The following is a 19,925-nucleotide window of genomic DNA, read 5'->3' on the forward strand; positions in this document are numbered from 1 at the left end:
CTCCCCCCTGAGGATGACCTCAATCCCCATCCATGCCGATGTGGATTTGTTAAGTGGCTTCTAATGTTGGGGTAGCTGAGTAGTTCGGGGATTCGGGAGAAACGGTTGTGATTCACAGGACCCACGCGGGGGGCGTGCGAAAGGGGCCGCTGGCGCTAGCCGGCGCGGCCGCTGTCGCCGAGTGGGGAACGTTGTACGTGACGGTCCGGGACGCGGTGGTGCGAAGGAAGTTCGCCACGTTCCCGCTGGCCACGGTGGCGACGTCTCTGATCCTGCTGTTCAGTATCGTCCAGCACCTGCCGGGCGGCGAGCGTTTCGTCAACCACATCGGGGTGGTGCGGGCCTCGCTCCCGATGGAGGTCTCGCTGCTGCGGACCCCGCTGTCGTTGTACGTGCCGGCCCTGGACCTGCCGGTCTGGGGGGCGCTGGCCCAGGTGTTCGTGGTCTTCGCGATCGCCGAGGTCGTGCTCGGCCGGCGGATGACCCTGGTGGTCGCCTACGCCTGCACCCTGACGGGCACGCTGTTCGCCCGGGTCGGGGTGGCGATCGGGCCGGGCCACCTGTTCGGCTTCCCGAAGTGGGTCGCCTTTGTGCGGGACACCGGGCCGTCGGCCGCGGTGGTGGCGCTGGCGATCTGCATCGCGTTCCGCTGCCGGGCCTGGTTCACCGCCGCCCTGGTGGTGGCCCTGATGGTCGGCGAGGCGGTCGTGCTGCCGAACCTGGCCGGTCTGGAGCACGTGGTCGCGGTGGTCACCGCGCTGCTGATCGCCGGCTCGGTCGAGGTCTTCGGCGACCTCTGGCCGCGGGTGCTGGCCGGGGTCGGCGCCGCCACCTCGGTGGCCGCGGTCGCCTCCCGGGAGGTCGCGGTGGAGGCCGGGCGGCGCCGTTCGGCGGGGGCCGTCATCCCCTGAGAGACCCAGCATCCGGGGACACTGCATCTGCGGTGTCGGCCGCGTACGCCAGCCCACTGGTTCGCAGTGTGCCCGTACGCGGCCGTCACGCGTGTGGGAGGGGGAGCTCGAACCAGACGACCTTCCCCACGGCCTTGCGGGCGGTGCCCCAGCGTTCGGCGAGTTTGGTGACCAGGGTGAGGCCGCGGCCGGTCTCGCCGAGCTGCTCGGCCGGCTCCAGCGAGGGCAGGTTGTGGTTGTCGTCGCTGACCTCGACCAGCAGCTTGTCCACCCGGATCAGCTGGAGCTGGACGGTGTCCCGGGCGACCCGGACGGCGTTCGTGACCAGCTCGCTGACCAGCAGCTCGGTGGTGTCGCTGAGCGCCTCCAGGTGCCAGGCGGCCAGCTGCTCGCGGACCAGCGAGCGGGCCCGGCGGACCTCGCGGTGCTCCACGGTGAGGTCCCAGGTGGCCACCTCGGACGGGGCGACCCCGTCGAAACGGGCCACCAGCAGGGCGACGTCGTCCTTGCGGTCGTCCGAGTGCAGCCGCCGCAGCACCTCGTCGCAGGCCTGCTCGGGGCTCTGCTGCGGGTCGATCAGGTTGCCGCACAGCGCTGCCAGACCGGCTCCTATGTCCCCGCCCCGCACCTCGACCAGGCCGTCGGTGCACAGCACCAGCATCGAGCCGTCCGAGACGTCGATGGTCTTGGCGACGAACGGCACCCCGCCGACGCCGATCGGCGCGCCGGCCGGGATCTCCAGCAGCTCGCCGGTGCCGTCCGGGTGCACCAGGACGGGCGGCACGTGCCCGGCGCTGGCCAGCTCGCAGGTCCGGTTGATCGGGTCGTAGACCGCGTACAGGCAGGTCGCCAGGTGGTCGTCGCCGAGCTTGTGGGCCAGGTTGTCCAGGTGGCGCAGCAGCTGGCCGGGCGGCAGGTCCAGTGCGGCGAGGGTTTGCATCGCGGTGCGGAAGCGGCCCATCGCGGCGGCGGAGTGGATGCCGTGGCCCATCACGTCGCCGACCACCAGGGCGACCCGGCTGCCGGGCAGCTGGATCGCGTCGAACCAGTCGCCGCCGACCTCGGCCTTGGGGTCGCCGGGTAGGTAGCGGTGGGCGATCTGCACGCCGGGGATCTGCGGCGGGCGGGTCGGGATCATCGAGCGCTGCAGGGTGGTGGCGACCCTGGCCTCGGCGCGGTGCAGTCGGGCGTTGTCCAGCGACAGCGCGGCCCGTACCGCCAGCTCCTTGAGGGTGGCGGCGTCGCTCTCGTCGAAGGGGGCGCGGTCGGGCAGCCGGAGCAGCTTGAGGATGCCCAGTACGGTGCCCCGGGCGGACAGCGGCACCACCAGCATCGAGCGGCCGGAGACCACCGGGACCAGCCGGGCGCCGCCGAGTGCGATCGCGTAGTCGACCGCGACGTCCGCGCTGACCACCGGGACCAGCACCGGCTGGTTCAGCTGCAGGGCCATCCCGGGCGGGGTGCGGCGGGGCATGCTGACCAGCGAGCCCTCGGAGAGCACGTGGTCCCAGACGCCGCCGGTCTCGTTGAACACCAGGGCGACCCGGCGCAGCATGGTGTCGTCGTCCGGGCGGGCGACCGGCAACTCGGAGTCCGAGATCAGCCCGTCCACCAGGTCCACGCAGGCGAAGTCGGCGACCCGGGGGACCAGCACCTGGCACAGCTCGCGGGCCGTGAAGCCGAGGTCCAGGGTGGTGCCGACCTTGCCGCCGACCTCGTTCAGCAGTGCCAGCTGCTCGCCGGCCTGCCCGTTGGTGAGGAACGGGCCGAGCCGTCCGCTGGGGGTGCCCTCGGCGCAGGTGGGGGCCGGGACGGCGCCGGACGGGGCCTGGTCGGCGCGGCGGGGCGGGAGGCCGTCGGCGGACGACGCGACGGCGGTGGCCTGCTGCTCGATGGTGGCTCCTCCTCCGGTGGGTGAGGGGACCTCCCGGCCGGAGGCCGGGGGAGGGACGGACGGGGTGCCCGCCGCGCCCAGCCCGCCGCCGACCGCGGCGGGCTGGGCGGCGGGTCGGTCGGCCGCCTCGCACTGGGCGGGCAGCGGGCCGGTCGGACGGCGGCCGGACATGGACTGCTCGGGCTGCGGCGGCGGGCCGACCCGGGCGGCGCGCTGCTGGGGCGTCGGGTAGCGGCGGCCGAGGCCGGCGGCCGCGTGCGCGGCGCCGCTCTGCGGGTCGGAGGGCAGCACCGGCAGGACCGTGGCCGCGTCCAGCCGCAGGGCGGGCAGCCCGCCGCGTGCCACCGCCTCCGACAAGGGCGCCCGGTGGGCGGCGGGCAGCAGCCGGGCCAGCGGCTCGGGCAGCGCGGCGGCGGCCGGGGTGAGCGTGGCGGTCAGCCCGTGGAAGCCGCCCCGGGCGGCGGGGGCGGCGGCGAACGGCAGCAGCCGCTCGCCCAGCGCGAGCCGGGGCCCGGTGGTGCGCAGCGGGCGGGCGTCGGCGGCCAGGGCGAGCAGTCCGCCGGACGGGCCGGGCAGCGGGTAGGCCCACCAGAGCACGTCGCGCTGGTGCTCCTCGCGGTCGGTCACGGTCAGCCGGCCGGCCCAGGAGCGGCCGTCGGCGGTCAGCTCGGCCAGGGTGTCGAGGGCGTCGCAGCGTCGGCGTACGGCGCAGCGGCCGAGCACCCGGGACTCCAGGGCGGGCAGCAGGCCGGAGGCGGGGCGGTCGGTGGCGGCCTCGGCGCGGTGCCCGAACAGTTCCTCGGCGGCCCGGCTCCACTGGGTGATCCGTCCGGTCCGGTCGACCTGGACGAGGGCGAGCCGGAGCAGGGCGGCCACCCCGCTCGGATGGTCGCCCGGCGCGGTTTCGGCGCCCGCCGGGCGCGGTGTGGAGTTGGACTCGGCCACCATGGATTGGGTCTGCTCCCGCCTGGTCGCCACGCCTGGAGGCGGCCGTCTCTCCGGAGGAAGGCACGCTGTGCGGATACCAGCGAAGCACGGACCGGGCCGGGCACGACACCGAAACGGGGAGATTCATCAGGATCGGTTGCGTGTCACGTGCCGCGCGCCGGTTCGTACCCCCGCTTCACCCGGACGGGGCTTGCCCGCGCGACGGTAGGGTGGCAGGCCGGGCCGCCCCCGCGGCGGTTCCGCAGGACCCTGCCGGCCGGACGAGACAGAGGCGAGAAGTGAGCGCGCAGAGCCCCGTTCGGTGGACGGACCCGGAGCAGCAGGAGCTGGAGGAGCGGGTCGCCGCGGCCGAACTCGCCTGGCTCAGCATGGACGTGGACGTGCAGACGCTGCGGGTCGAGATCGACAACTTCGCACTGATCCATCATCAGCTGCTCGGCCCGCTCTACGCCAGGCTGGACGAGCTGGACGCGCTGGTCGCCGAGGCCGTCGCGGCCCGCACCGGACGGCCCGAGGACGTGCGCCGGGCCGCCGAGGCGCGGCAGCAGGTCGAGGAGCTGCCGGACCTGGACGCCCTGTTCGACTCGGTGCGGGAGAAGGCCGGGGAGGAGCACCCCGAGGCCGCCCCGCCGCCCGCCGCGCCGGCCCGGGTGAAGCCCGGCAAGGAGGCCCAGCGGATCTACCGCGAGCTGGTCCGCCGCGCCCACCCCGACCTGAGCACCGACCCGGCCGAGCAGCAGCGCCGGGCGGCCTTCCTGGTGAGGGTCAACGAGGCCTACGCGTACGGGGACGCCGCCGCGCTGGAGGGCCTGGCCGCCGAGTGGTCCACCGCGCCGGAGGCCGCGCCCGCCCTCGACTCCCCCGACCGGCTGGACTGGCTGCGCCGCCGGCTGGACTGGCTGACCGCGAAGATCGCCGAGACCGCCACCGAGCAGGTCCGGCTGGAGCGGACCCCGATGGGCCAGCTGCTCGCCCTTGCCCCGCAGGACCCGGACGGGCTGCTGGAGCAGCTCGCCGAGGAACTGCTCGCCAAGGCCGCCGTGCAGCAGGCCGAGCTGGAGCGGTTGCTCGGTGCCCCCGCAACGGTGCCGGTGGGCGAGAATGAGACGGACCCGACCTTCCCCCAGCCTTCGGCCGGGCGGTACCCCCACCAGGAGAGCCACACGATGTTCGCGCAGATCCCCACCACCGACGCCGCCTCCGTCCCGGCCGACGCCGCCCTGCTGGACGTGCGCGAGCAGGACGAGTGGGACGCCGGCCACGTGGAGGGCGCGCTGCACATCCCGATCGGCGAGGTGATCGCCCGGATCGGCGAGCTGCCCGACGCGAAGCTGTACGTGCTCTGCCGGGTCGGCGGCCGCTCCGCGCAGGTCGTCCAGTACCTGGTCCAGCAGGGCCTGGACGCGGTGAACGTGGACGGCGGGATGTACGCCTGGGACGGTGCGGGCCGTCCGATGGTCAGCAGCGGCGGCCAGGCGGCCTTCGTCCTGTAGGCCCCGTCCGTCGGCGGGGGAGGATGGGCGCGCGCCGCGCCGGTACGGGCCGGCGGCGCGCCGTTTCGGGCGGGGGAGGCCATGACGGAGACCACGGACCGGCCCGCCTCGGGGCGGGTCTGGTCGAAGCCCGCGCAGCTCGTCCTCGGCCTGGCCGGGGCGCTGCTGGCGGGTGGCACCGGGCTGTTCCTGGCCGCGGTGTTCCTGCACGTCGCGCCCGCGAACTCGCTGTCCCGGCAGTACCGGGACCAGATCGACGGCGTGATCTACCCGGAGTTCGAGCAGAACTGGAAGCTGTTCGCGCCCAACCCGCTGCAGCAGAACATCAGCGTGGACGCCCGGGTGCGCACCGTCGCCGACGGCGGCACCACCCACACCCGTGACTGGATCGGGCTGACCGCGCAGGACCTCGCCGCGATCCGGGGCAACCCGGCGCCCAGCCACGTCGACCAGAACCTGCTGCGCCGCGCCTGGGACTTCTACGACGGCTCGCACGACCAGGACGAGAAGCAGACCAATCCGCGCGGCCGACTCGCCGAGCAGTACCTCAAGCGGATCGCGCTGCAGCGGATCGGCCGGGAGGTGGACGGCGAGCGGGTGCTGGAGATCGAGTTCCGGGTGACCTCGGCGACCGTCCCGCCGCCCTCCTGGAGCGGTGAGGCCGCGCCGCCCGCGCCCAAGGTGCGGGAGCTGCCGTGGTGGGCGGTCGGGGACGAGGACTACCGGGGGATCGGGTGAACGAGGTACGGGCTTCGCAGCCGGTGGAGCCCGCACAGCCGGGGCTGCTGGACTGCGTTCCGCGGCAGGGCGGGCCGCCGCCCGTCCCCGTGGTGCCGCCCGGCGGGCCGGGGGCGGTGCTCGGGCGGGCGGCGGAGGCGTTCACCGGGCGGGTGCTCGGACGGCACCAGGCCGCGGTGGTGCGGATCGGTTTCGGGCTGGTCTGGCTCGCCTACCTGCTGCGCGAGTGGCCCAACCGGCGGGTGCTGTACGGCGACCGCTCGCCCTGGTCGATGGAGCTCGCCCAGCGGATGCTGGCCGACAACGGGGCGTTCACCGTGCTGCCCTGGTTCGGCGGGCGGCTCTGGTTCGAGCTGGTCTACCACCTGGCCGTGCTGGCCGCCCTGGCGGTACTGCTGGGCTGGCGGACCAGGGCGAGCACGGTGCTGTTCCTGGTCACCGTGCTGTCGCTGCAGAACCGCAGCGTCCTCCTCGGCGACGGCGGGGACAACGTCGTCCACCTGATGGCGGTCTACCTGGTCTTCACCCGCTGCGCCGAGGTCTGGTCGCTGGACTCCCGACGCACCCGAGCCGGGTGGTCCGGGGTGGTGCTCTGGGCGCTGCTCGGCGCGGTGCTGGCGGCCTGTCAGTTCGGTGACTTCTCCGGCGACACCCTGACCTGGAGCGGCCCGACCTTCCCGTACCTCGGCTGGTCGCCGCTGTTCTGGGGGCTCTGGGCGGTGGCCGGGCTCTGGTGGGTGCTCGGGCGGCTGCGGCCCGGGGGCGAGCCGCGGGCGGTGCTCGACGCGCTGGCGAACATGGTGCACAACTGCGCGATGCTGGTGATCGCCGCCGAGGTGGTGCTGATCTACTCCACGGCCGGCTGGTACAAGGTGCAGGGCTCACGCTGGCAGGACGGCACCGCGCTGTACTACCCGCTGCACCTGGACTACTTCACCCCCTGGCCGGGGCTGTCCGCGCTGGTCGGCTCGGCGCTGCTGCCGGTGTTCCTGATCTCGTACGGCACGGTGATCCTGCAGGTCGCCTTCCCGTTCACGCTGTTCAACCGGCGGGTCAAGAACGTGCTGCTGGTGGTGATGATGGCCGAGCACCTGGGGATAGCGGTGGTGCTCGGGCTGCCGGTGTTCTCGCTCGCGATGGTCGCGGCGGACGCGGTGTTCCTGCCGACCGGCGCCCTGCTCCGGGTGGCGGCGCGGCTGGGGCGGATCGGATTCAACGGGCCTCCCGGGCTTGCCGGGCGGAGGGACCGGAGCCCCGCCGCCTAGGATTTCGTTATGTCCTGGTTCGCCGCTCTTCGTGACACCGCGCGGACCGGACTCACCCTGGACCGGGCGCTCACCGACCCCAAGCGGGCCGCGCGCGGCGCGGTCGCCGTGGCGCTGGTGCTGTTCCCGACCCTGGCGCTCGGCGGGGTCCCGCTCGCCACCTCCGCCGCGATGGGTGCGTTCATCGCCGGCTCCGCCACCTTCCAGCGCAGCTTCCGGCCTCGGGCCAGCCTGGCCGTCGCGGCCGGGTTCGGACTCGGCGTCAGCGCCTTCCTCGGCTACCTGGCCGCCGGGGTCACCGGGCTGTTCCCGGTGCTGCTCGCGGTGTGGGCGTTCGGCGCCGGGCTCGCCTGGGCGATCGGGCCGACCGCCGGGGTGGTCGCGGCCAACACCCTGTCGGTGATGCTGATCGTCGTCCAGCTGCCGGTCAGCGCGCTGGCCGCGCTCGGCCACGGACTGGTCGCCGCGCTCGGCGGGGTCGTCCAGGCGGTCGTCATCACCCTGTGGCCAATCGGGAGTTGGACCGCCCAGCGGGGCGCCCTCGCCGACACCTACGCCGAACTCGCCGACTACGCACGCCGGTTGCGGCAGGACCCGACCGCGCATGTGGACCCGGCGCCGTTCATGACCGCCCGGAGCGCCGCCGCCCTGACCCCCTGGCAGGACCGCCACCGGCCGCCCGAACTGCGCGGCCTGCGCGGCCTCGCCGAGCGGATCCGACCCACCCTCGCCGCGCTCGCCGACCCCAAGGTGGGCGCCCCGGAGGAAGGACCGGAGCGCGACCGCGCCCGCGAGGTGCTGGCGGCCGCCGCCGAGGTGATGGACGCCCTCGCCCGGGCGATCCGCATCGGCGACCCGGTCCGGCTCCCCCGCTCGGCGCCCACCCTCACCCTGGTCCGGCCGGAGGAGGGGGCGCGGCTGCAGGGGGCGGCCCGGCGCTCCGCCCGCCGGCTCGGCGGACTGCTGCGCAAGGCCGCGGACGCGCTGGACCGCAACGACGAGGACACCATCACCACGCCGGTGATCGGGGCCGGTGGGGCGTTGCACAAACCGTCCATCGTCCGGATGCTGCCGGTCGCGCTGCGGGCCGTACGACGGCAGGTGCAGCCGCGCTCGGCGATCTTCCAGCACGCCGTACGGCTGACCGGGGTGGTCACCGTCGCCTACCTGCTGGCCCGGCTGGCCGGGCTCCACCACGGGTACTGGGCGCCGATGACCGCCGCGATGGTGATGCGGCCGGACTTCGCCCAGACGTACAGCCGGGGCGTCGCGCGGCTGGCCGGGACGGTCGTCGGGGTCGCCGTCTCGACGCTGGTGGTGCAGCTCGTCCACCCCGGGGAGTGGGTGCTGGCCGCGCTGGCGGTGCTGTGCATCGGCGGGGCGTACCTCGCCTTCCGGACCGGGTACGCGCTGACCACGGTCGGGATCTCCTCGTACGTGGTGTTCCTGCTCGGGCTGCAGGCCGGGGACCCGCTGGTGACGGCCTTCGAGCGGGTGGGGCTGACGCTGCTCGGCGGTTCGGTGGCGCTGCTGACGTACGCGCTGTTCCCGACCTGGCAGACCGCGCGGCTCGGGGAACGGCTCGCCGAATGGCTGGCGGCGGCCGGGCGGTACGCGGCGGCGGTCGTCGCCTGCTACGAGCAGCCGGCGGCGGCGCGGGGGCGGGTCGTGCGGTCGGCGCTGCTGGACTCGCGGGAGGCGCGGTCCGAGCTGATCCAGGCCATGCAGCGGGCCGACGCGGAACCGGGGCGGCACGAGTCCGGGCTGAGCGGGGTGAGCCGGCGCCAGATCGACCGGGCCCGCGCGGCGGTCGGGCACCTCGGGCGGGCGGCCGTACTGCTGGAGGCGCACCTACCGGCCCCCGACGCGGATCCCGTGCCGGGGGCGGCGGAGTACGCGGAGGAACTGCGGTTGGCGACGGCACTGGCGGCGGGGGCGCTGCTGACGGTGCGGCCGGTGGAGTTCGGGGCGGTGCGGGCGGCGCAGGCGCGGCTGGAGGAACGACTGGCGGAGGCGCCGTCGGGGGTGCAGCGGGACGTGGTGCGGGCGGGGACCCGGCTGCTGGGGGTCGCTCTGCGGGATCTGGAGCGGGCTCTGCGGGGGAGTTCGGAGGGGCGGCAGGTGGGAGCATGAGCGAGCGGAGCGAGTGAACGATCGAGGGGTGCGCGTTTCGCGAAGCGACTGCCGGGCGAAGCGGGGTGGGAGCGTGAGCGAGCGGAGCGAGTGAACGATCGAGGGGTGCGCGTTTCGCGAAGCGACTGCCGAGCGAAGCGAGGTGGGAGCATGAGCGCCATGGGAGACGACGAGCTGATGCGGGCGTGGCGGACGGTGGAGCAGGAGCCGGGGGCCGTGCTGCTGGACGGGTTCCACGCGCTGAAGCACGCGCTGCGCTTCGGCGGTGACGTCCGTCGGGTGCTGACGGCCGATCGGGCGGCGCTGCTGGCGTTGGCCGCCGAGTTGGCCGAGGACGTCGTCCCGGCGGTGGACGCGCTCGCGGTGGAGCTGCCCGAGGCCCGGTTGCGGACGCTGGCGCCCCGGCTGCACCCGACCGGGGTGATCGCGCTGGCCGTCCGCCCGTCCGTCGAGGCCAACCGGGCAGTGCTGGCGCGGCGTCCGCGCAAGGCGCCGGTGGTGCTGCTGGAGAACCCGCGCAACCTGGGCAACGTCGGGGCGGTGATCCGGTTGGCGGCCGGGTTCGGTGCCACCGGGGTGGTGACCACCGGGGACCTGGACCCCTGGCACCCGACCGTGCTGCGCGGCAGCGCGGGACTGCACTTCGCCACCGCCGTCGAGCGGCTGAGCCTGCCGGAGCTGCCCGCCGGGCCGCTGTACGTGCTGGACCCGGAGGGCGCGGACATCCGCGACCTGCCGTTCCCGGACGACGCGCTGCTGGCCTTCGGCACCGAGCGGCACGGCGTCTCGGCGGAGCTCAAGGCCCGCGCCGACCACCTGGTCGCGGTGCCGATGCAGGCCGGGGTGTCCAGCTTCAACCTGGCGACCAGTGTCGCGATGGGCCTGTTCCACTGGATGTCCGGCAAGCGCTGAGGCGCGGCGGACCGGGCTGAGCGGGTGCGGACCGATCGAGCAACCGGTCCGGCGCCGGCCGGGCGGAGCCGGTGGTGCCGGAACGGACCCGGTGCTGTTCCCGGAGGTGGATCAGCGCGGGTTGGCGGGCGAGTACTCGGGATCGGTCCAGGCCAGCGGGGTGGCGTCGGCGAGTTCCAGCACGCCGGTGACGGTCAGTTCGACCATCCGCTCGGCGCCCGGGGCGGCCTCCCGGGCCTCCTCGGACCAGTCGGCGCGGGCCTCGCCGGTGACCAGCAGCGCCCCGCCGGTCTCCCAGTCGGGCAGCAGCAGGCCGGCCCGCGGGTCCAGCTCCAGGTTTCCGAGCGTCATGAACATGCTGTTGCCGCGATATTCGGGCCAGCGCACCCGGTCCGGCCCGACCGCCTCCAGGAAGCCCGGGAAGCCGCCGCGGTGTGAGGCGTCCACACTGCCGTCCGGGCCGGCGGTGGCGATGAAGAAGGTGTCGGCGGTGGCCAGGGCCAGCTGCTGCGCCGTCGACAGCACCGGGCCGGACGCGACCGTACGGGGCGCACCGGCGCCCGGGCGGTCCAGCGGGGTGCGGCGCTGGATGTACTTCGGGCAGTTGGAGACCACCTCCTCGGCGTGGACCGTCAGCCCGCCCCGGCCGTCCGGCGCCGAGCGGCCGTTGAGCCGCATCCGGCGGCGGCCGGCCGGGTCCAGGGCGATGGTGCCGACCCGGGCCGGGCGGTCCAGCGCCTCGGCCAGCGGGTCGGCCCCCGCGGGGCGGGCGGCGACCGTCATCGTCCGCTCGTCCGCGGCCTGCAGGAAGCCGGCCGGGCCGGCCAGCTGGGTGGCCCAGATCCGGCCGTCGAGGTCGGCGGCGCCGACCACCAGCATCCGCCGCTCGGTGAGGAAGCGTGCGGCCACCGCCGGGACGGTGCTGCGGATCGACCGGCCGGCGTGGTCGGCCCGTTCGGTCAGGCCGGCCCGGGCCTGGGCGGCCCGCTCTCCGGCGTGGTACGGCGTGCTGATGGTCGTCATGGTGTGCTCCCTCCTCGGCGCGGTCGGTGTGCTCCCCCGTGGCCCACCGGTCGTGCCGGCCCGGAACCGGTCGGATCCTTCGGCTTAGAAGAAGCCGCAGGTCGGGGCGCCGGTGGTGGGCGCCTCGGCGTCGGTCTGGTCCACTCCGGTGCGGGTGTAGATCTCCAGCCGGATGCCGTCCGGGTCGGAGAAGAAGATGCCGCCGGAGGCCGAGCCCTCGCCGTGCGGGACGACGCCGTCGTAGGCGAACTCGGCTCCCAGCTCGCGCAGCAGCTGCTCGGTGGCGCGGACCTCGTCCAGGCTCTCGACCTCGAAGGAGAGGTGGTGCAGGCCGGGGGTCGCGGTGGAGAAGGCGCCGGCGCTCTGCTGCCAGAGGGTGACCACCAGGCGGCCGTCGCGGCCGAGCAGCGCGTAGCGGCGCTCGGGGTCGGTGCTCTCGTGGGCGATCTGGAGGCCGAGGACGGCGCGGTAGAAGTCGATCGAGCGGGCCAGGTCGGTGACGTTCAGGCCCACGTGGCCGGTCTGCAGGGTGCGGAGCAGGGTGGTGCTGGACATGCCTGGTCACTCCCGGAGGCTGGGGCGGTCCGGCGAGGCTCCTGCCTAACCGGTACTCATGAGACTAGGAGTTAGGTGATGGAGCGTCAACCACTACCTGCGCTTTTAGGGGTTAGGTTTTCGGGGGTGGGAACGCGAAAGCCCCGTCGGACCGATGACGGTCCGACGGGGCCTCTGGGCGGGAGGGGCTAGGCCCACTCCCAGCGGATGCCGATGTGGCCCGGCTGCTGGTCCGGGGCCAGGACGTGGGCGCTCGCCGAGGCGCCGATCCACAGCTGCTCACGACGGTGGTCGACGTCGGCGCCCGGCTCGCGGTCGTAGCGCTCGCAGTGCGCCGGGACGGCAGCCGGGTCGAAGTGGACCTGGAGCACGTACTCGCGCACCTGGGTGGCGAAGCGGCGGCTGTACTCCATGGTCGGGCCGCCGGGCGGGATCTCCACCTCGTACTCGAAGACCGTGCTGTCGCCGAGCCCGAGCGGGCGGTCCAGCATCAGCTCGGCGACGGTCAGCCCGACCTCCGGGCGGCGGCGGACCCGGCCGAGCCGGCCGTGCCGCACCGAGGTGATCTCCGGGCAGCCGGTGGCCTCCTCGTCGGCCTTGTGCACCACCAGGCAGCGGCCGACGCCGCCGACCGTGGCGCGCACCACCTGGCGCATCCGGAGCAGGTTGGCGCGCCGCTCGGCGTCCACGTAGTACGAGTCGTGGATGCTGAGCCGCTCCAGCTCGCCGGCGGGCGGGGCGTCCAGCTCGGAGAAGATCGCGGCGATCTCCTGCTCGCCCGGCCAGACGTCCTCCAGCCCCAGGTGGCTGGCGCTGGCGGCGGCGGCCCAGCGGCCGCGCGGGCGTGGCGGGCCGAGCAGCGAGGAGAGCGAGCTGTGCGGCAGGCCGAGCAGCTCCTCCAGCAGGTGGACGGCGCGCAGCGAGCTGGCTCGCTCGGGCTGGCTGCGGCCGCGGCGCCAGTAACTGAGGGTCGTCACGCTGACCCTGACGCCGCGTTGGGCGAGCGCCGCCCGGATCCGGTCCAGGCTGAGGCCGCTGGCCTCGATGGCCAGGTGCAGGGCGTCCGCGAAGCCGCCGGCCGGGGAGGGGCGTCCGGCGGACGGCGCGGGCGCGGGCGCAGGCGCAGGCGCGGGCGGGTCGGTACGCTCCGTACGCGATCCGACCAGCCGCAGCCGCGCGGCGTCCTGAGGTTGCTGTGCGGCCATGCGGTGACCCTCCCCACCAGGTGAGTTCGGTGGCACCGGGCCGGCGCCGGGGCGCGCCGCCAGCGGCTTCACCGAGCTTTGGGGAACCCTATGCACGGTCGAGAGGCTACGTCATCAGTCGCGCGTATGACAGTGGTCACGACAGGTGAACCGGATGGTTAGCGATCTTGAAACAGTCCGGAAACACAGCCGGAACCCTGAACGGGGGAAGGCACCGATCATGACGGAAACGGACACCGCCGGGGCGGGCCCTTTCGGCGCCGCCCCGGCGGGGGTCTCGGTGGTGCTGCTCGGTGGAGCTACCGGCCGGTGATCACTTGACGTTCAGCGCGACGTCGTCGATCACGAAGCTGGTCTGGTTGGAGCCGTCCTCGGTGCCGGTGAACTTGAGGGTCACGGTCTGGCCGGCGAAGGAGGTCAGGTCCACCGTCTGCTGGACGTAGCCGGAGGCCGCGTCCACGTTGGACCAGGTCTTCAGCGTGGTGCTGTTGCCCTGCAGGGTCAGCGTGTCGTACGCGGTGCTGCCGGTCTCCGCGGTGTCGATGTGCAGCCAGAAGGTGAGGGTCGCGGAGGCGCAGCCGGTCGGGACCGAGACGGTCTGCGACAGGGTGTCGGTGTGGGTGGTGCCGTAGCCGTCCAGCCAGGCCTTCCAGCTGCCCGAGTGGGCCGGCTGCGAGCTGCTGTTGTCGATGACGCCCGAGGAGGTGGTCCACGGGGCGGCGGTGCCGGTCTCGAAGCCGCCGTTGCCGATCAGCTGGGCGGCGGTGCAGCCGCCGGTGGGCGGCGGGGTGGTGCCGCCGCCGCCGAGCAGGGCGGTGGTCAGGGCGTCGGCGACCGGGGAGCCCCAGCCGGTGACCTGGTCGTAGCCGGCCTTGGCGGAGAAGTCCTGGTTGGCGCCGGTGGTCACGTCGTGGAAGGTGCTGCCGTAGCTGCTGCTGTTCGCGACCGCGTACAGCCGCGGGCTCGCCTCGCCGAGGACCGGCTGCCCGGCGGCCTTGGCCTTCTGGTTGAACTGGGCGGCGTAGCCGGACCACAGCGGCGCGGCCGCGCTGGTGCCGCCGTAGACCTGCCAGGCGCCGCCGGTGTAGATCGCGAAGCCGCTCTGCGGGTCGGCGTTGGAGGCGACGTCCGGGACGGTGCGCATGGTGCCGTTGACGCCGGTGCCGGTCTGCCAGCTCGGCTTGCTGAACACGGTGGAGACGCCGCCGCCGGCGGTGCTCCAGGCGCTCTCCGAGGAGTAGGCGTTGCCGCTGGTGACCTTGAGGTTGGTGCCGCCGACACCGGTCTGGTGCGGGCTGGACGCCGGGAAGTCGACGGCCTTGACGGTCGAGCCGCTGGTGGAGCGGGTGCAGTCGCGCGAGCCGTCGTCGCCGGAGGCGGAGAAGATCGAGATGCCCTGGGCGGCGGCCTGCTTGAAGGCGTTGTCGACGGCGGTCATCGAGGCGGCGGTGGTGTCCGGCTCGCAGGAGCCCCAGGAGATCGAGATGACCGAGGCCTTGTTGTCGGCCACGATCTTGTTGGCCATGTCGATCTCGCCCTGGTCGCTGTTGGGCGCCTCGTAGATCAGCTGGGTGGCCTTGGGGGCCGCGCCGCGGACGATCTCGCTGTCCAGCTCGACCTCGCCCATGCCCTGGCCGGGCGCGGAGTCGTAGTTGGCGCCGTCCACCGAGACCGTGGAGACGGCCGGGCCGGTCAGGCCGTACTGCGAGTCGTAGGTGGTCAGGTCCGAGGACTTGTAGCCGTCGAACTCCCAGAGGGCGACCGTCGTGCCGGTGCCGTCGGCGCCGGTCTTGTTCAGGTTGTAGGCGCCGTCGTACTGGGCCGGGCTCAGGCCGCTCGGGGTGGAGGTGGCGGCGTTCGGGGTGACCGAGTTCGGCTTGGCGATGCGGTTCTTGCGCACCGCGTGGTTGTCCAGGCCGCTCACGCCCTGGACCACGGAGGCCAGGTCGGCGGGGATCGAGGCGGCGGCGTCGTTGGCGAAGAACGCGCGCTGCAGCTGCGGGTCCACGTAGGAGCTCTCGTGGGTGCCGAAGGCCTGCGAGATCTGCGCGGTGGTGCCGTGGGCGGTGACCACCTGGCGGTTGGCGCTCACGTCTGCGACGGTCAGGCCCTGTGCGGCCAGGTACGCCTTGACCTGGTCGACGTCCTGCTGGGTCGGGCCGAACTGCGCGGTGAACTGCTCCGGCGTCAGGTACTTGCCGAACTGCGGCGAGCCGGGCGTGGTGACCGCGGTGAGGAAGCGGTCCAGGGCGTCGGCGTTGCGCAGCTTGAGGCTGACGGCCACCGAGATCTGCTGCTCGGCCGGGACGTCACCCTTCTTCTCCGAGTGGGCCACCGCCGGGTTCACGGTGTTCGGCAGGGCGACGCGCGGGGTGGCGTGCGGGGTGGGGGCGGCCTGCGCGGTGGAGACGCCGAGCGAGACGGCGGTCAGCGGCAGGACGGCTATCGCCGCAGCGAGTGCGAGAGTGCGGGGGCGCAACGGATCCTCCTCGGGCCGGCTGTGGGGGCCGGCAAGGGGCCAGGCGTTCCGGGGTGAGAACGCTGGCTAGAACATGACAGAACAGATGCGCGAGATGTCCCATGACCAAGCAATTCGTTGCTAAAAAACAGTCAACTGTGGAGCCCCGGAAGGCCGGTGATTCCATACAGTGAATGGCCGGAATTCCGCTGCTGGTCCATACCAATTCACGGTGCGGGACGCGGACGTAGAATCGGGCGGAGCCGAGGGAGAGGGACGACTGACGTGACGGCAGACCCGAGGGACCCCCGACCGCTGACCGGCGAGCCGCTCGCGCTCGACCTGCTCAACACGCGCTGGGCCGGCACGCCCGTCAACGATCTGCTCACCGGCGTCGAGGAGTACGGGATCTGGCTCTCCTCGAACGGGTTGAACGGGCGCTGCGCGGCCGACGAGGCCGGGCTGGCGGCGATCCGGGAGGCTCGCGAGGTGATCGGGCTGGCCGCCCAGGAGGCCCGTGAGCGGGGCGAGTTGAGCGTACGGGCGCGCGGCGGGCTGGACGCGGTGCTGGCGCACGGGCGGATCCGGCGGACGGCCGGAGCGGGCGGGGCCGCGGACCTGGTGGAGGCCGACCGGCCGGAGTGGCTGGCGCCCTGGCTGGCGGCGGACGACTTCCTCACCCTGCTCGGGCAGGGGGCACACCGGGTGAAGCAGTGCGCACACGAGGCGTGCATTCTGCATTTCTTCGACGCCTCGCAGAACGGCCGCCGGCGCTGGTGCCGGATGGCCGTCTGCGGGAATCGGGCGAAGGCGGCGCGGCACTACGTGAAGGCGCGGGGTTAACGGACGACCGAACAAATGGTCGGCGGGTGCGGCGAGGTGCCGCACCCGCCGACCGCTGGTCAGGCGGCGCCCAGCCAGCTGGTCAGGGCCTCGGTGAGCTCGCCCTGGCCGGGGTCGACGGCGGCCCAGGCGACGTAGCCGTCCGGGCGGATCAGCAGGACGGTGTCGGCCAGCTTGCCGTGCGGGTCGGCCGGGGCGGCGGAGACCATCCGGTCCGCCCAGGGCTCGGCGGCGGTCAGCTCGTCATTGCTGACCAGCACGAACCGCCCGGCACGCAGCGCCTCGTAGAGCCGCTCGGGGCCGGCCGGGGCGCCCTCCTCGGGCTTGCTCAGCGCGGTCAGCCGCAGGTCCGGGACGCGCTTGCCGACCTGCGGGTGGGCGCCCTTGGGCGCCGGGTACGAGATCTCGATGCCGGCGACCATCCGGGCACCGCGATCGCTGATCAGGTCGAGATGGCCGCCGAGCGCGGTGAGCGCGCTGCGCAGGGCGCGGGTGGGGGCGGACTCGGCGAGCGCGATCCGGATCAGCGCGCCGGAGGTGCGCAGCACCATCCTGCCGACCGGGTGCCGCTCGGTCTGGTACGTGTCCAGCAGCGCGTCGGCGGCCCGGCCCCGGAGGGTGGCGGCGAGCTTCCAGGAGAGGTTGGCGGCGTCCTGGAGGCCGGTGTTCATGCCCTGGCCGCCGGCCGGGGAGTGGCAGTGGGCGGCGTCGCCGGCCAGGAAGACGCGGCCGGAGCGGTAGTTGGGGGCCTGGCGCTCGTCGCTGTGGAAGGTGGAGCTCCACCGTACGTCGTGCAGGCCGTAGTCCTCGCCCTGGGTGGCCAGCACGATCGCGGTGAGCTGCTCGGGCGTGGGGGTGGCGCCGTCGGTCCAGTGCTCGTTGCGGTCCCAGGCGATGACCCGGTACCAGCCGTCGCCGAACGGGACGACGAAGGAGAAGCCGCTCTTGTTGGCGCCGACGGCGATCGCGTCGGCGGGCTCGCGCTCCAGCCGGACGTCGGCGAGCAGCACGGAGTCGACCACCGCCTCGCCGGGGAAGGGGATGCCGAGCAGGTCGCGGACGGCGGAGCGGACGCCGTCGGTGCCGACCGCGTACCGGGCGCGGTGGGCCTGCCCGTCGCGGGTCTCCAGGGTGACGCCCTCGGCGTCCTGGCGCAGGCCGGTGACCTCGGCGCCGCGCACGATCACGGCGCCGGCCTTCTCGGCGCGCTCCTGGAGCAGCCGTTCGACGTTGTACTGCGGGGTGATCAGGACGAACGGGAACCGGGTGGGCATCGCGCTGAGGTCGATCACGGCGCGGTTGAACATCCTCAGCGAGCCGAGCGGGCGGCCGGTGGCGATGAGTTCGTCGGCCAGGCCCCGGGCGTCCAGCAGCTCCAGGCTGCGGGCGTGCACGGCGAAGGCCCGGGTGAGGTTGGACTCGGCGGTGCGCTTCTCCAGGACGGTGACGCCGACTCCGGCGGCGGCGAGGTCGCCGGCCAGCAGCAGTCCGGTCGGTCCGGCGCCGACGATGATGACGTCGGTTTCGGTCGTCGGCTTCACGGCCATGTATCAGCTCCCGTTGTTCGGAGGGCGGTTGGACGCCGTTCCAGGCGTTCTCCCAGCCTCCATCATCGCGGGCCGCACGGGAGCTGTGAACCGCCGGTCCCCCGGTGGCCGATGACCACCGGGGGACCGGGACGCGCGGGGGGTGCCTCAGCTGTGCCGGCGGATCTCCACCGTGCGGAACCGGTTGGCGACGAAGGCGCCGTCGCAGTAGGCCGAGTTGGCGGCCGGGTTGGCGCCGGTGCCGTGCAGGTCGGAGAAGGCGGCGGTCTGGTTGGGGTAGACGCCGCCGGTGAGGTTGAGCGAGAGGGAGACGCCGGAGTCCAGCGCCGCCTCGACCAGCAGGGCCTCCACCTCGGGCGAGGTGGTGTAGCCGGAGGCCGTCATCGCGCCCTTCTCCCGGACGGTGGTGCGCAGCAGCTCCACGGCGGCGGGGGTGGACTCGACGGCGACGGCGAAGGAGACCGGGCCGAAGCACTCGCTGCGGAACACCGAGCGGTCGTCCGGCTTGTCGGCGTTGAGCTTGACCAGCGCCGGGGTGCGCACGGTCGCGCCGGGGAAGTCGGGCGAGGTCACCGCGCGCGGGGCGAGGGCGAGTTCGCCGTACTCGCCGCCGGCCGCGGCGGCCGAGCGCTGCAGCACGCCCGGGTTGACCACGGCGCCGAGGATGGCGGCGGCGCGGGCGTCGTCGGAGAGCAGGCCCTCGATGGCGGTGGCGAGGTCGGCGACCACCTGGTCGAAGGACTTGTCGCCCTGGTCGGTGCTGATGCCGCCGCGCGGGATCAGCAGGTTCTGCGGGGTGGTGCACATCTGGCCGCTGTAGAGCGAGAGCGCGAAGGCCAGGTTGCCGAGCATGCCCTTGTAGTCGTCGGTGGAGTCGATCACCACCGCGTTGACACCGGCCTTCTCGGTGTAGACCTGCGCCTGCTTGGCGTGCTCCTCCAGCCAGTCGCCGAAGGTGGTCGAGCCGGTGTAGTCGATCATCTTGATCTCGGGCCGCACGGCGAGGCCCTGGGCGACGGTGCCGCCCTCGTGCTCGGCGGCCAGGCAGACCAGGTTGGGGTCGAAACCGGCCTCGGCGAGCACCTCGCGGGCGATCGCGACGGTCAGCGCGAGCGGCAGCACGGCCCGCGGGTGCGGCTTGACCAGCACCGGGTTGCCGGTGGCCAGCGAGGCGAACAGGCCCGGGTAGCCGTTCCAGGTGGGGAAGGTGTTGCAGCCGATCAGCAGCGCGAGGCCGCGCGGGACGACGGTGAACTCCTTGGTCATCACCAGCGGCTCGCGCTTGCCCTGCGGCTTGGTCCAGCCGGCCTGCCGGGGCAGCCGGGTCTGCTCGGCGTACGCGTAGGTGACGGCCTCCAGGCCGCGGTCCTGGGCGTGCGGGCCGCCGGCCTGGAAGGCCATGCCGTAGGCCTGGCCGGTGGTGTGCATGACGGCCTGGGCGAACTCGTGGGAGCGGGCGTTGATCCGGTGCAGGATCTCCAGGCAGACGGCGGCGCGCTCCAGCGGGGAGGCGGCGGCCCAGCCGGGCCGGGCGGTGCTCATCGCGGCGATCAGCGCGTCCGGGTCGGCGTGCGGGTAGGTGATGCCCAGCTCGATGCCGTACGGGGAGGCCTCGCCGCCGACCTGGTCGCCGTCGGTGGGGTGGCCGTCGAGGGTGAACGGCTTGCCGAGCAGGGCGTCGAAGGCGGCCTTGCCGTCGGCCGGGCCGCTCTCGCCGTAGGCCTTCGGGAACTCGGGGTATGCGGACCAGTAGTCGCGCTTCGCGGCGGCGGCGAGCGCGGCGTCCAGGGTGGCCTGGTGGCGCTCGACCAGTTCGCTGACGAGGGGGTGGGTGACCGCTGCGGACATCTGTGCGCTCCTCAGAGGGGAGGACGGGACACGTCACAGAGTAACCGAACGATCGGTCGGCTCAAGAGGGTGCAGGGATCGTATTGCGGCAAAAAAACACGGGGGCGCGTCCTCGCCGGACGCGCCCCCGTGGGGGTTGCGGAACGCGGGGG

Annotated in this window: 14 protein-coding genes; 7 read left to right on the plus strand and 7 right to left on the minus strand. The window is 73.9% G+C overall.

The window, feature by feature from the left end:
* Positions 1-134 precede the first annotated feature (134 nt).
* The gene (locus ABZW30_RS01355) at positions 135-911 is read left to right on the plus strand and encodes a hypothetical protein (RefSeq protein ID WP_355668944.1); all 777 of its coding nucleotides are present in this window, start codon (positions 135-137) and stop codon (positions 909-911) included.
* Between the two features lie 85 nt (positions 912-996).
* On the opposite strand, the gene ABZW30_RS01360 is transcribed toward ABZW30_RS01355, so the two are convergent.
* Positions 997-3,783, minus strand: coding sequence for a SpoIIE family protein phosphatase (locus ABZW30_RS01360; RefSeq protein WP_355668945.1), 2,787 nt, complete (start codon positions 3,781-3,783; stop codon positions 997-999).
* Between the two features lie 248 nt (positions 3,784-4,031).
* Here ABZW30_RS01360 and ABZW30_RS01365 point away from each other — a divergent pair, with 248 nt between their 5' ends.
* From ABZW30_RS01365 to ABZW30_RS01385, 5 genes are all read left to right on the plus strand, one after another.
* Positions 4,032-5,246, plus strand: a complete 1,215-nt coding sequence (locus ABZW30_RS01365) for a rhodanese-like domain-containing protein (RefSeq protein WP_355668946.1) — start codon at positions 4,032-4,034, stop codon at positions 5,244-5,246.
* Positions 5,247-5,327: 81 nt separating this feature from the next.
* Entirely contained in the window at positions 5,328-5,984 is a 657-nt protein-coding gene (locus tag ABZW30_RS01370; protein WP_355668947.1) for a DUF5819 family protein, read from the plus strand.
* Between the two features lie 116 nt (positions 5,985-6,100).
* Entirely contained in the window at positions 6,101-7,249 is a 1,149-nt protein-coding gene (locus ABZW30_RS01375; RefSeq protein ID WP_355669042.1) for an HTTM domain-containing protein, read from the plus strand.
* 9 nt (positions 7,250-7,258) lie between these two features.
* Entirely contained in the window at positions 7,259-9,382 is a 2,124-nt protein-coding gene (locus ABZW30_RS01380; protein WP_355668948.1) for an FUSC family protein, read from the plus strand.
* Between the two features lie 159 nt (positions 9,383-9,541).
* Positions 9,542-10,294 (plus strand): TrmH family RNA methyltransferase, encoded by a 753-nt coding sequence (locus ABZW30_RS01385; protein ID WP_355669043.1) that lies wholly within the window; start codon positions 9,542-9,544, stop codon positions 10,292-10,294.
* 111 nt (positions 10,295-10,405) lie between these two features.
* Here the strand turns inward: ABZW30_RS01385 and ABZW30_RS01390 are convergent, their stop codons facing one another.
* The 4 genes from ABZW30_RS01390 to ABZW30_RS01405 all read right to left on the minus strand — a co-directional run bounded on the left by ABZW30_RS01390 (position 10,406) and on the right by ABZW30_RS01405 (position 15,556).
* On the minus strand, positions 10,406-11,317 hold the full coding sequence (locus ABZW30_RS01390; RefSeq protein ID WP_355668949.1) for a pyridoxamine 5'-phosphate oxidase family protein: 912 nt from the start codon (positions 11,315-11,317) through the stop codon (positions 10,406-10,408).
* A gap of 84 nt (positions 11,318-11,401) precedes the next feature.
* A complete protein-coding gene (locus ABZW30_RS01395) occupies positions 11,402-11,872 on the minus strand; it encodes a VOC family protein (RefSeq protein ID WP_355668950.1) in 471 nt (156 codons plus the stop codon).
* Positions 11,873-12,060: 188 nt separating this feature from the next.
* A complete protein-coding gene (locus ABZW30_RS01400) occupies positions 12,061-13,077 on the minus strand; it encodes an XRE family transcriptional regulator (RefSeq protein ID WP_355668951.1) in 1,017 nt (338 codons plus the stop codon).
* 313 nt (positions 13,078-13,390) lie between these two features.
* Positions 13,391-15,556 carry a protease pro-enzyme activation domain-containing protein gene (locus tag ABZW30_RS01405; RefSeq protein ID WP_355668952.1) on the minus strand — a complete coding sequence of 722 codons (2,166 nt, stop codon included), beginning with the start codon at positions 15,554-15,556 and terminating at the stop codon, positions 13,391-13,393.
* Positions 15,557-15,820: 264 nt separating this feature from the next.
* On the opposite strand from ABZW30_RS01405, the gene ABZW30_RS01410 reads away from it, so the two are divergent.
* Entirely contained in the window at positions 15,821-16,378 is a 558-nt protein-coding gene (locus tag ABZW30_RS01410) for a CGNR zinc finger domain-containing protein (RefSeq protein WP_355668953.1), read from the plus strand.
* Positions 16,379-16,437: 59 nt separating this feature from the next.
* Here the strand turns inward: ABZW30_RS01410 and ABZW30_RS01415 are convergent, their stop codons facing one another.
* Both ABZW30_RS01415 and paaN read right to left on the minus strand, forming a co-directional pair.
* Positions 16,438-17,925 carry an FAD-dependent monooxygenase gene (locus ABZW30_RS01415; protein WP_355668954.1) on the minus strand — a complete coding sequence of 496 codons (1,488 nt, stop codon included), beginning with the start codon at positions 17,923-17,925 and terminating at the stop codon, positions 16,438-16,440.
* Between the two features lie 147 nt (positions 17,926-18,072).
* Positions 18,073-19,773 carry a phenylacetic acid degradation protein PaaN gene (paaN, locus tag ABZW30_RS01420; RefSeq protein ID WP_355668955.1) on the minus strand — a complete coding sequence of 567 codons (1,701 nt, stop codon included), beginning with the start codon at positions 19,771-19,773 and terminating at the stop codon, positions 18,073-18,075.
* Positions 19,774-19,925: the final 152 nt, after the last annotated feature.

The organism is Kitasatospora sp. NPDC004669, assembly GCF_040609455.1.
Lineage (GTDB): Bacteria > Actinomycetota > Actinomycetes > Streptomycetales > Streptomycetaceae > Kitasatospora.